Genomic DNA, 12,338 nt, shown 5'->3' with positions numbered 1-12,338 from the left:
ATCCTTTGCCGGGGGCAAATTGTGGAAACTACAATGAAATCGGCGGCGCGGTTTACCGGCGCGCTGGCCCGTTTGGCGCTGTGGGTGGCGGGAACGGGGTTGGTTTTGATGACCGTGTTCATCGCAGCCCAAGTGGTGTGGCGCTACGTTTTGAACGACAGTTTGGTGTGGACTGAACCTGCATCGGTGATGATCATGGGGTGGTTCATCTTTCTGGGCGCCGCAGTTGGTATCCGCGAAGGGTATCATTTGTCGTTTGACGTGCTTTTGTATTTCGTTTCGCACCGCGTGAAGATGGTTTTGTATTCGATTTCGGATGTCGCAGTGGCCGCGTTTGGCGGGGGCATGGTCTGGTTTGGCTGGCAATTGGCCGCCAAGACGGCTGGCAACAAGCTGCCTAGTCTGGGTATTTCGGGCGCTTTTGATTTTCTGCCGATTGTGGGCGGCGGCGTTTTGGTGGTTATTTTTTCCGCCGAACGCGTGATGCGGCGCGCCGCAGGTCTGCGCACCGCGCGGTTTGGCGAAGATCCGGTGGAGGACTAAATGGAGCTGTACGTCCTTTTCGGAACTTTCGTGTTCCTACTGCTGATCGGCACCCCCGTGGCGTTCTGCCTTGGCGTGTCAAGCTTTGCGACCGTCATCTACATGGGCTTGCCGCCTGTGGTGGTGTTTCAGCGGCTAAACTCCGGTGTGTCGGTGTTTGCGCTAATGGCGATTCCGTTTTTTATCTTTGCCGGGGATTTGATGGTGCGTGGCGATATTGCGCGCCGGTTGGTCGGGCTGGCGGGGGCGCTGGTCGGGCATTTGCGAGGTGGTTTGGGGCAGGTCAACATCATCGCATCGGTGATGTTTGGTGGCGTTTCCGGGTCTGCTGCTGCCGATGCATCGGCGGTGGGCGGGTTGATGGTGCCGCAAATGAAGGAACGCGGGTATGGTGCAGATTATGCGGTGAACATCACGGTCGTGTCGTCTATCATCGCGCTGATGTTGCCGCCGTCGCATAATATGATCATCTATTCCATCGCGGCGGGGGGCAAAATTTCCATCGCGGATTTGTTCACGGCGGGCATCATTCCCGGCCTGTTGTTGGCGCTGTCGTTGATGGTTGCGGCGTGGTTCGTGGCGCGCAAACGCGGCTATCCGACCGAGGCGTTTCCCGGTTGGGCCATGCTGGGCACTTTGTTTTTTAGTGCAGCACCCGGATTGGTGCTGGTGGGGATTATCTTTTTCGGCGTGCGATCCGGCGTGTTCACCGCATCGGAATCGTCGAACATTGCGGTGGTTTATGCGGCGTTGGTAACGTTTTTCGTGTACCGCACCATGTCGTTTCATGATTTCATCGAGGCGACATTTGCCGCCGTGCGCACCACCGCGATGGTGTTGATGGTGATTGGCTGTGCCGCCGCGTTTGGCTGGTTGTTGGCCTATACAAAGGTGCCAACGACAATGGTGATGGCGCTGCAAAATGTGTCGGACAACCCGATCATCATCCTGCTGTTGCTGAATGTGGTCTTGCTGGTTTTGGGCACGTTTATGGATATGTCGCCGCTGATCGTGATCACCACGCCGATTTTCCTGCCTGTCGCTATGGCTTTCGGGGTGGACCCGGTGCATTTTGGCGTGATCTTGATCCTGAACCTTGGGATTGGGCTGTGTACGCCGCCTGTTGGCGCGGTGCTGTTTGTCGGCTGCGCCGTTGGCCGCATTTCGATCTGGGACGCGGTCCGTACCATCTGGCCGTTTTACGGCGCGGCCTTTGCCACGCTGATGCTGGTCACTTATATTCCGGGGCTGTCGTTGTGGCTGCCCTCCCTCTTTCACTGATGCCGTTTAAGGAGCTTTTATGCTGACCGTTGAAACACGCCACGCCGTTCACCAAGACCACGCCAAAGGGATGGACACCACGGCCCTGCGCCAGCATTTTCTAACGCCGGGCATGTTTGCGGATGGGGAAATCCGGTTGGTTTACAGTCATTACGACCGCTTTGTGATGGGGGGGGCGGTGCCGAATGGCGGCAGCCTGACGCTGGACCATGTTACCGAAACGCGCACACCGAATTTTCTGGATCGCCGCGAGATGGGAATTGTAAACATTGGCGGCGATGGGGTGGTCAAGGCGGCGGGTGCCAGCCATAAAATGGCGCGCGGCGATGTGTTGTATCTGGGTATGGGGTCTGGTCCTGTGACGTTTGAAGGGGCGGGGCGGTTTTACATCACTTCCGCGCCCGCGCACCGCACTTGCCCGACGCGTCTGCTGTCGGTGGGTGATGCCAAAGAGGTGCGTTTGGGCGCAGCGGAAACATCGAATGACCGCACCATCCGCCAGTTCATCCACCCTAATGTGATGGAAAGCTGCCAGTTGGTGCTGGGTTATACCAGCCTGCACAATGGGTCGGTTTGGAACACCATGCCCGCCCATATCCACGACCGCCGGATGGAGGCGTATCTGTATTTCGACATGAAGCCCGAAGCGCGAGTTTTGCACCTGATGGGGGAGCCGACCGAGACGCGCCACATGTTCATCGCGAATGAGGAAGGCGTTTTGTCGCCGCCGTGGTCCATCCACTCGGGGGCTGGCATCGGGGCGTATAGTTTCATCTGGGCGATGGCGGGCGATAACGTCGATTTCACCGATATGGACATGCTGTCGGTGGAGGGGTTGTTGTGACCAATCCATTCTCGTTGGTTGGTCGCCGCGCCTTGGTGACGGGGGCAAATACCGGGATTGGGCAGGCGATTGCGATTGGTCTGGCGCAGGCCGGGGCTTCGGTGGTCTGTGCCGGGCGGCGGGCCTGTGACGAAACCGTGGCGCAGATCACGCGCGCGGGCGGACAGGCCAGCTCGGTGTTGGTGGATTTTGTGGACCCGATGGCGGGGCAAAGTTTGTTTGCGGGCCAAGGGTTTGATATTTTGGTCAATAACGCGGGCATCATTCGCCGTGCCGAAGCGGTTGATTTTAGTGAATCCGATTGGGACGCGGTCATGGACGTGAACCTGAAGGCGTTGTTTTTCACCACCCAAGCTTTTGCGCGTGAGGTGTTTGCGCGCGGTGCCGGATCGGGGGGGGGTCGCGTGGTCAACATCGCCAGCCTGCTCTCGTTTCAAGGTGGTATCCGCGTGCCATCCTATACCGCGTCAAAACATGGCGTGGCGGGGCTAACAAAACTGTTGGCCAATGAATGGGCGGCAAAGGGCATCAATGTGAACGCCGTCGCGCCCGGTTATATCGAAACCAACAATACAGAAGCGTTGCGCGCCGATGTTGACCGTAACCGTTCCATTTTGGAGCGTATTCCAGCGGGCCGCTGGGGCAATGCCTCCGATATTGCGGGCGCGGTCACCTACCTCTGCACCCCCGCCAGCGCCTATGTGCATGGTGCGGTTTTGAACGTGGACGGAGGCTGGCTTGCCCGTTAAGCGTTTAACCCGTAGCACCGCCCCGCGCCCCGGTGTGGGCATCGTACATTTGGGCCTTGGCGCGTTTTACCGGGCCTTTGGTGCGTGTTATGTGGCCGAGGCGATGGCGCACAGCGGCGGCGATTGGGGGATTATCGGCGTATCTTTGCAAAGCCCCGCCATCCGCGATGCCCTGCGTCCGCAAAACTGGGCCTATTCCAGCGTGACCCTGTCCTCTGCGGGGCAAGAGGTCGCGGTGATAGAGGTGTTGGAAGATGTGCTGGTCGCGCCCGAAAACCCTGCCGCCGTGCTGGCGGCCATGGCACAGCCGGGCGTGCGGATTGTGTCGCTGACGGTGACCGAAAAGGGGTATTGCCACAATCCGGCCACCGGGGCGCTGAACGTGGATCACCCGGATATTGCGCATGATTTGGCGCATCCGCTGCCCCAGTCCGCGATTGGATTTTTGGTGCGCGCCCTTGCCTTGCGTCATGCGGCGGGGGTGGCCCCCTTTACGGTGATGACCTGTGATAACCTGCCCGAAAACGGGCCTTTGGTGCGCGGTTTGGTGTTGAATTTCGCAGCGCGCGTTGACCCTGCGCTGGCGGGTTGGATTGCCGAACATGCCCGTTTCCCCGCAACGATGGTGGATCGTATCACCCCCGCCACGACCCAAGGTGACATTGCCCGGCTGGAGGCTGTGACGGGCCACCATGACGCTGCCCCCGTCTTGCACGAACCGTTCCGCCAATGGGTGATCGAGGATGATTTTGTGGGCGATGCGCGCCCCGATTTCGCCGCCGTGGGCGTGCAAATGGTGCAGGATGTGACGGCGTTTGAACATATGAAACTGCGCATGTTGAATGGCACCCATTCTGCGTTGGCCTATCTTGGCTATCTTTCAGGCCATGAAACCATCGCGGATACGGTGGCAAACCCCGGCTTTAATACCTTTGTGCGCCAATTATGGGCAGAGATTATGCCAGCCGTGGCCACCCCTACGGGCGTTGATCTGGCGCAATATGCCGCCGCCCTGCGCGCGCGGTACGAAAACCCCGCCATTCGCCACCGCACTTGGCAAATCGCGATGGATGGCAGCCAGAAATTGCCGCAGCGCATTTTGGGCACGCTGGCGGAAAATATAGCCGCAGGGCGCGCATCGCCGGGGTTGATTTTGGCCGTGGCGGCATGGATGCGCTATGTCGGCGGGGTTGATGAACAGGGCCGCACGATTGAGGTGAAAGACCCTATGGCCGCCCGTTTGCGCGCAGTGTCAGACGCGGCCACGACCCCGGCGGAAAAGGTCGTGGCCCTTTTGGCGGTCGCTGAGATATTTCCCTTGGCCTTGGCCGTCCAATTGCGCGCGCCTGTCACGCAAGCCGCCGAAAGGCTGTGGGCGCAAGGTGCGCAGCGGGCGGTGGACGCAGAAATTCAATAAGGTGACGCCCTTGCGGGTTTAACCTGAGTGGTGCAAAACCTTTGCCTGCTGGTGGGGGGCTGTTGATGGACATTCTGATTTTGATCATGGCGGGGTTTGCGGCGGGCGCATTGAATGCCGTGGCTGGCGGTGGTACATTCCTAACTCTGCCTGCGTTAATTTACACAGGCGTCCCCCCGGTCGCAGCCAACGCCACCGCGACCCTGACCGCCTTGCCGGGTTATGTTGCCAGCGCTTGGGCGTATCGCCACGATTTGCGGGCCGAAGGGGCGTTGGGGCTGCGCGCCGTTCTGGCGGTCGCGGCCTTTGGCGCGCTGGCCGGGGCGGGGCTGCTGTTGGTCACCAGCGACAGCGTGTTCACCGGGTTGGTGCCGTGGTTGCTGCTGGGGGCCACGGTGTTGTTTGCCATTGGGCCAAGGTTGATTGCGGCGACCCGCAGCCAAGGGTTCGGGCCTGCGGGACCGTTGGTATCTGCGGCGGTTTTGTTGGCGGTGTCGATTTACGGCGGGTATTTTAACGGCGGTTTGGGCATCATGTTGTTGGCCGCATTTGGCCTGCTGGGCTACAGCGATTTGCACAATATGAACGGGCTGAAAAATGTGCTGTCGGCGGCGCTGTCGCTGATTTCGGCGCTTGCCTTTGTTGCGGCCGGGTTGATCGTGTGGCAAGCGGCGGTGCCAATGGCCATTGCATCCGCTTTGGGCGGTTTTGCGGGCGGGCATTACAGCCGCAAGATCACCAACACCGCCTTGTTGCGCCTGTTTATCACCGCCGTTGGCGTAGGGATGAGCGTTTTGTTTTTCCTGCGCTAACCCGGTTAGAACGGGAAAAAGATCGGGATGGTCAACACACTGGCCACCCCCACGATCAAATTCATCGGCACGCCGATTTTCAAGAAATCAGTGAATTTGTAATTCCCCGCGCCATACACCAGCGTGTTGGTTTGATAGCCGATCGGCGTGGCAAAACTGGCGCTGGCCCCAAACATCACGGCGACCACCATCGGGCGCGGGTCAATCCCGGCGCTGATGGCAAGGCTGATGGCGATGGGGGTGACCACGATGGCGACCGCGTTATTGCTAACAATCTCGGTCAAAATCGACGTCAGCAGGTACAGTGCCCCCAGCATCACGATGGGGGGCAATCCGTCCACATAAGGGGCAATGGCGGCCACGATTATCGCCACGGCTCCGGTTTCTTGCAGCCCGAACCCGATGATCAGCATGGAAAAAATAAGCACCAAAATGCCGCCATCCAAAAACCCCCAGGCTTCATCGCTGTCGATGCAGCGCGCGACCAGCAAAATCGCCACAGCAATCAGCGACAATACCGCAATTTCGGCCACGCCCAATGCGGCCAGCACGATCACGCCCAGCATGGCGAGTGCGGCCAAAGGGGCGTGGCTACGGCGATACGCGCGCACAGTGGGGCGGCTGATAGGCACCAGATCGACGGACCGTTCCAGCCGTTCAAACGCCGATTGCGGCGCTTCGATCAGCAACACATCGGCAGGGCGCAGCACGGCACGGTCCAGATCGGGGCCAAATTTATGGCCGGGACGAAACGCACCCAAAATCCGCATGCCATAGCGGCGGCCCAACCCCAGCGCCCCCAAACTGCTTTGGCTGCGGTGGCGGTTTGGTTTGACCATCACCTGCGCGATGATCTGCTCCTCCTCTGACTTGACAGGGGGCGCACCGCGCACCGCCCCAAGCACCAGCCCTGTGGCCTGTTTCAGCGTCAACAGCTCTGCCGCATCAAGGCGCAAGATCACCTCATCCCCCGCGGCCAAAATATGGTCTGCCACCCCGTCCCGGCGCAGCGCGCCTTGGTCGCGCAGGGCCAAAATCTGGATGGCCGACCGCTGCAACGCCGTCACCTCGGCCAAGGGTTTGCCGATATCGGCGAAATCGGCGTCAACCTTGATTTCGGTCAGATAAACCGTGTCATGGTCAGATTGTGAAATGCCCGCGCTGCGCCGTTTGGGCAGCAACAGCGGCCCCAGAATGGCCAGCGACACAAGGCCAACCGCCACGACAACCACCCCAATCGGTGTAATTTCAAAAATCGAAAACGGGGTCAGCCCTTCGTTTTGGGCCACGCCCGCAACCAAAATATTGGTCGATGTGCCCACCAGTGTCAGCGTGCCACCCAAAATCGCCACATAAGACAAGGGGATAAGGACGCGCGTTTCGGCCAGCCCCAGCTTTTGCGCCAGTTTGATCACAACGGGGATAAGGACCAAAACCACGGGCGTGTTGTTGGCCGTGCCTGACGCGATAATGGTGGCAAAGATAAAGCCAATCCCGGCCCACACAGGCGACACCTCGGCCCAGGCCAAAATACGTCCGGCCAGCGCATCCAAAAGCCCGGTGCGCACCAACGCGCCCGAAATCACGAACATCGCGGCGATTGTCAGCGGTGCAGGGTTGGAAAAGGCCAAAAGGGCGGTATCGTGTTGCACCAGCCCCAAGATTAGAAACGCTGCCGCAACACCTGCTGCCGTCACCTCGGGCGGGTAGCGTTCCAGCATGAACAGCACAAACAAAACCGCCACCAGCGCAAGGGCAACAAACGGGGCAAAGTCGGTGGAAATGGCGATCACAGGGGATGCATCCTTTGCGGGGCTGTTTTCTGAAATTCACAGCAAGGTTTAACCCGTGGCAATCGCACAGGTTCCCACTCTTAGCAAAGATTGACCGGATGTTACACCTGCACCGTGCAGGGTTTTTGTGCCCCCCTCGCCTATTCGCGGGAATTCGGGCAAACTTGTCGAAATGGGACAGGACATGCGGGCGATTATGGATACAAATATGTTTGGGGCGGTTTTGGGGGCGGTGCCCTTGCCGCTGGTGTTCATCGACGCGGACGCGCGTATCACCCATGCCAACCCAGAGGCGGTGGCCATTTTGGGCGCGGGGCAGGTCGCGCGCCACCACGCCATCGCCCTGCGCCAGCCCGCCTTGCTGCAAACGATTGCTGCGGCTTTGCAGGGCGGTGTGGCGGGGCAGGCGCGTTTCGTCGTGATCGGCCCCTCGTATGAGGTGACGTATTTGGTCGCGGTGACGCCGTTGCTGCAAGGGGCGCTGTGCGCGTTCAAAGATATCACCGAAGCCGAACAGATTGGCCAGTTTCGCCGTGATTTTGTGGCCAACGTCAGCCATGAATTGCGCACGCCCTTAACCACCCTAACCGGCTTTATTGAAACCCTGAAAGGGGCGGCCAAGGATGACCCCGCCGCGCGCAACCGTTTCCTTGAGATTATGGGGCGCGAGGCAGGGCGCATGACCCGTTTGGTGCGCGATCTGTTGTCGCTATCATCGGTGGAGGCGGAGGAGCGTCGCCGCCCCACGGGTTTGGTCAATCTGGCAGACCTGTTGGCGACCGTGGCAGCCAGTTTACGCCCCATGGCGGATGCCGCAGGCGTTGTGATTGAAGTGTCAGGCCAAGAGGCTGTGCCAGTAACCGCGGATGCCGATCAGCTGATGCAAGTGTTCCAGAACTTGATTGAAAATGCGGTGAAATATGGCCAGCCGGGCAAGGTGGTATCGGTCGTGCTGCATCCGGTGGCAGCGGGGCAAATCCGCATTGATGTGGTCGATCAAGGCGCAGGGATTGCCGCGCACCATTTGCCGCGCCTGACCGAACGATTTTATCGCATTGATGCCCATCGGTCGCGTGAAAAGGGCGGCACGGGCCTTGGCCTTGCGATTGTCAAACACATCCTGCACCGCCACCAAGGCCGCCTGACCATTGCCAGCACGCCGGGGCAGGGGTCTTGTTTTTCGGTTTATGTGCCAAGTGTGGGCGCGTCCCGACAGGTTTCATAAAATTGTTACACAACTGTCGCAAAAGCGTGGTCAAGCGCGACTAAAGCGTAGGCATGGGTCGCCATAGGGGGGACCTATCTGCAAACCTTCAGGAGAAGATGCATGACCCGTTTGACCATAACCGCCTCTGCCATTGCCCTTTTGGCCGCCACACCTGCATTGGCCCGCGACCAAGTGCAAATCGCCGGATCATCGACCGTGCTGCCTTATGCGACCATCGTGGCCGAAGCGTTTGGCGAAAACACCGATTTCCCAACGCCCGTGGTCGAATCGGGTGGCTCCTCCTCGGGGCTAAAGCGGTTTTGCGAAGGGGTGGGCGAAAACACCGTTGATATCGCCAATTCATCGCGCGCGATCAAAGCGAGTGAGCGTGAGGTTTGCGCCGCCGCAGGTGTGACCGATATTATCGAAGTGCGCATTGGCTATGATGGCATCGTGTTTGCATCGGGTATTGCCGGCAACGCCTTTGCGTTCACCCCCGCCGATTGGTACAAAGCACTGGCCGCCGAAGTGATCGTGGACGGCGCGCTGGTTGCCAATCCCGCGATGACATGGGCCGATGTGAACCCAAATTTCCCCGCGCAGCCCATCATGGCCTTTGTGCCCGGCACCAAGCACGGCACCCGCGAAGTGTTTGATTTGCAAGTGTTGGAGCAGGGCTGCCAAGACAGCGGCGCTGTCGAAGCGTTGGTCGCGTTGAAAGGCGATGATGCTGCAAAAACCTGCACCGCGCTGCGCACCGATGGGCGGTCTGTGGATATTGACGGCGATTATACCGAAACGCTGGCACGCATTGCATCGAACCCCGATGGGATTGGCGTGTTTGGCCTGTCGTTTTATGAAAACAACACTGACAAGTTGCAGGTGGCCACCATGAACGGCGTGTTACCTTCCACCGAATCCGTGACATCTGGCGAATACCCCGTGTCACGCCCGCTGTATTTCTACCTGAAACAGGCGCATATCGGCGTAATTCCGGGGCTGAAGGAATTTGCGGAATTCTTTGTCTCCGATGATCTGGCAGGCCCGGACGGTCCCTTGGCGGCTTACGGCATGGTGTCCGACCCGGCGCTTGCCGAAACCCAAGCGGTTGTGGCAGATGAAGTGACGATGCAGTGATGAAAACGGGGTGTGGGCCATCCGGCCCCACCCCATGTGTCGCCGACATGCAGGGGCTTTGATGACCGCAGTTTCCACTCTTTTGATGCTAGGCATCCTCGCCACGCTTGGGTTCGTGCTTGGCCGCCGCCGCGCTTTGGCATCGGTGCAAGGCGACAGCCGCCGTCTTCATTCGCTGCCGCATTATTACGGCTGGGCTGTGGCGATCTGGACGGTGCTGCCCGCTTCGGTTCTGTTTTTGGCATGGCAAACGGTGGCACCCCTTGGCAACGCGGGCGGGTTTGCGGTGCTGGCGTTGGCGCTTGGGGGGCTGGTTTGGGCATGGCTGCGCAGTTCGGCCACCTTCCGTGCGCGCAACGCGGTGGAACGTGCGGTGATGGGGCTGCTCATCCTCGCCTCCTCCATCGCGATTGCGACCACGGCGGGCATCGTTTTGTCGATGCTGTTTGAAACCCGCAACTTCTTTTCGCAATATGATTGGACGCGGTTTTTCTTTTCCACCACATGGTCGCCCCGGTTCCAAGGCGACAGCGACCTTGGGTTCTTGCCGCTTCTCTGGGGCACGCTTTACATCAGCTTTATCGCTTTATTATTCGCCGTCCCTACGGGCTTGTTTGCCGCAATTTACCTATCGGAATACGCCGGGCCGCGCCTGCGTGCCATTGCCAAACCGTTGATTGAGGTTTTGGCAGGCATCCCCACCATCGTCTACGGCCTGTTCGCTTTGATCACCGTTGGCCCGTTGTTGCGCGATTATTTTGCGCAGCCGTTGGGCCTTGGCAACAGCGGGTCGTCGGTGATGACGGCGGGGTTGGTGATGGGGATTATGTTGATCCCGTTTGTATCATCCCTGTCGGATGATATCATCAGCCAAGTCCCGCAATCACTGCGCGATGGGTCGCTGGGCCTTGGGGCCACCAAGTCTGAAACCATCCGCCAAGTCGTGTTGCCCGCCGCCTTGCCCGGTATTGTGGGCGCAGTGTTGCTGGCCGCCAGCCGTGCGATTGGCGAGACGATGATCGTGGTTCTGGGCGCGGGGGCGGCAGCAAAACTGGATTTGAACCCGTTTGAGGCGATGACAACCATCACCGTCAAAATCGTGGGCCAGTTGACGGGCGACACCGATTTTGCCGCCCCCGAAACGCTGGTCGCCTTTGCGCTTGGCCTGACGCTGTTCGCCTTTACCCTTTGCCTGAACGTGCTGGCGCTGATCATCGTACGCAAATATCGGGAGCAATATGAATGAGTCTGCTGGCCCAAGACACCCGCACCAAACGCCGCAACGCCGCCGAACGCCGCTTTCGCCGTTACGGCCTCACGGCAATTGGCATCAGCCTTGCTGCACTGGTGATGCTGCTCACCTCGGTCTTCTCCTCCGGCCTTGGCGCGTTTCGCCAGACGTTTATCCATATTCCCATCACGTTGACCGAAAGCGCGCTGGATAAATCCGGCACCCGTGACCCCGATGTGATGCACAAAGTCACGACCATCGGCTATGCCCGTGTGATCAACGCCGCATTGGCGCAGGCGATTGCCGACAATGGCATCGTGATTGATGGGCTGACGGATGATGATATCGCCGACACGATTTCCAAGGAGGCCCCCGCGCAAGTTCGCGATGCGGTGCTGGCCAACCCCGATTTGGTGGGCCAAACAGTCAGCTTTTCCATCCTCGCCAATGGCCGGGTCGATGGGTATCTGAAAGGGCGTGTCAGCCTCGAATCCGCTGCGATCGACACCAAAATCTCCACCCGCCAACTGGCGCTGGCCGATGCGATGCAAGACAAAGGTCTGATGTCGCGCGATTTCAACTGGGCGTTTATCACCGCCGCCGATGCCTCTGACCAACGGCCCGAGGCGGCGGGGTTGGGCGTGGCCATCCTCGGCTCCCTTTATATGATGCTGGTGGTTTTGTGCTTGGCCTTGCCCCTTGGTGTTGCTGCCTCCATCTATCTCGAAGAATTTGCGCCCAAAAACCGCTGGACCGATCTGATAGAGGTGAACATCGCCAACCTTGCCGCCGTGCCCTCCATCGTGTTTGGCATCCTTGGCCTTGCGATCTTCATCAACTTTGCGGGCCTGCCCCAATCGGCCCCCATCGTGGGCGGGCTGGTGTTGACGTTGATGACCCTGCCAACCATCATTATCGCCACCCGCGCCAGCCTGAAGGCGGTGCCAAACAGCATCCGTGATGCAGCCCTTGGGGTGGGCGCGTCCAAAATGCAGGCGGTGTTTCACCATGTTTTGCCACTGGCCGCGCCCGGCATCCTGACCGGGGCAATCCTTGGCCTGGCCCAAGCGCTTGGCGAAACCGCCCCCTTGCTGTTGATCGGCATGGTCGCCTTTGTGCGCGAATACCCCGGCGCGCCGCCCGAAGGGTTCTTTGACCCAGCATCCGCGCTGCCGGTGCAAATCTACAACTGGACCCAGCGCGCCGACCCTGCCTTTGTGGAACGTGCATCCGGGGCGATTATCGTTTTGTTGGTGTTCTTGTTGGTCCTGAACGCCACCGCAATTTTGCTGCGCCGCCGCTTTGAACGCCGCTGGTAAAGGGA

11 protein-coding genes are annotated in these 12,338 nt (G+C 59.7%); 10 read left to right on the top strand and 1 reads right to left on the bottom strand.

The genetic code is table 11. The features are described from left to right. Positions 1 to 33 precede the first annotated feature (33 nt). From BMY36_RS09400 to BMY36_RS09375, 6 genes are all read left to right on the top strand, one after another. Entirely contained in the window at positions 34 to 543 is a 510-nt protein-coding gene (locus tag BMY36_RS09400; RefSeq protein ID WP_139193994.1) for a TRAP transporter small permease, read from the top strand. Continuing rightward, a complete protein-coding gene (locus BMY36_RS09395; RefSeq protein WP_050519729.1) occupies positions 544 to 1,824 on the top strand; it encodes a TRAP transporter large permease in 1,281 nt (426 codons plus the stop codon). It abuts the gene before it with no gap. 19 nt (positions 1,825 to 1,843) lie between these two features. Continuing rightward, complete coding sequence (kduI, locus tag BMY36_RS09390) at positions 1,844 to 2,668, top strand: 5-dehydro-4-deoxy-D-glucuronate isomerase (protein WP_050519730.1); 825 nt, start codon at positions 1,844 to 1,846, stop codon at positions 2,666 to 2,668. Then, positions 2,665 to 3,417 carry a 2-dehydro-3-deoxy-D-gluconate 5-dehydrogenase KduD gene (kduD, locus tag BMY36_RS09385; protein WP_050519731.1) on the top strand — a complete coding sequence of 251 codons (753 nt, stop codon included), beginning with the start codon at positions 2,665 to 2,667 and terminating at the stop codon, positions 3,415 to 3,417. The genes kduI and kduD overlap by 4 nt, the downstream gene beginning before the upstream one ends. Further along, complete coding sequence (locus BMY36_RS09380; protein ID WP_050519732.1) at positions 3,407 to 4,834, top strand: mannitol dehydrogenase family protein; 1,428 nt, start codon at positions 3,407 to 3,409, stop codon at positions 4,832 to 4,834. Before kduD ends, BMY36_RS09380 begins: the two co-directional genes overlap by 11 nt. 65 nt (positions 4,835 to 4,899) lie before the next feature. Next, a complete protein-coding gene (locus BMY36_RS09375; RefSeq protein ID WP_331458132.1) occupies positions 4,900 to 5,646 on the top strand; it encodes a sulfite exporter TauE/SafE family protein in 747 nt (248 codons plus the stop codon). A gap of 5 nt (positions 5,647 to 5,651) precedes the next feature. Here BMY36_RS09375 and BMY36_RS09370 read toward each other — a convergent pair whose 3' ends face one another. Further along, entirely contained in the window at positions 5,652 to 7,439 is a 1,788-nt protein-coding gene (locus BMY36_RS09370) for an SLC13 family permease (protein WP_050519733.1), read from the bottom strand. 184 nt (positions 7,440 to 7,623) lie between these two features. Between BMY36_RS09370 and BMY36_RS09365 the strand changes: the two genes are divergently transcribed. The 4 genes from BMY36_RS09365 (at position 7,624) to pstA (ending at position 12,333) form a co-directional block, all read left to right on the top strand. Next, complete coding sequence (locus BMY36_RS09365) at positions 7,624 to 8,664, top strand: ATP-binding protein (protein ID WP_050519758.1); 1,041 nt, start codon at positions 7,624 to 7,626, stop codon at positions 8,662 to 8,664. A gap of 102 nt (positions 8,665 to 8,766) precedes the next feature. After that, the gene (locus tag BMY36_RS09360) at positions 8,767 to 9,783 is read left to right on the top strand and encodes a substrate-binding domain-containing protein (protein ID WP_050519734.1); all 1,017 of its coding nucleotides are present in this window, start codon (positions 8,767 to 8,769) and stop codon (positions 9,781 to 9,783) included. A gap of 61 nt (positions 9,784 to 9,844) precedes the next feature. Next, positions 9,845 to 11,029, top strand: coding sequence for a phosphate ABC transporter permease subunit PstC (pstC, locus tag BMY36_RS09355; RefSeq protein WP_050519759.1), 1,185 nt, complete (start codon positions 9,845 to 9,847; stop codon positions 11,027 to 11,029). Then, a complete protein-coding gene (gene pstA, locus BMY36_RS09350) occupies positions 11,026 to 12,333 on the top strand; it encodes a phosphate ABC transporter permease PstA (protein ID WP_050519735.1) in 1,308 nt (435 codons plus the stop codon). Before pstC ends, pstA begins: the two co-directional genes overlap by 4 nt. The last annotated feature ends 5 nt before the right edge of the window (positions 12,334 to 12,338 follow it).

Origin of the sequence: Pseudorhodobacter antarcticus, from assembly GCF_900110135.1 — a bacterium.
Lineage (GTDB): Bacteria > Pseudomonadota > Alphaproteobacteria > Rhodobacterales > Rhodobacteraceae > Pseudorhodobacter > Pseudorhodobacter antarcticus.
Note: the sequence above shows the minus strand (reverse complement) of the source record. Positions and strands in the feature narration are given on the sequence as shown.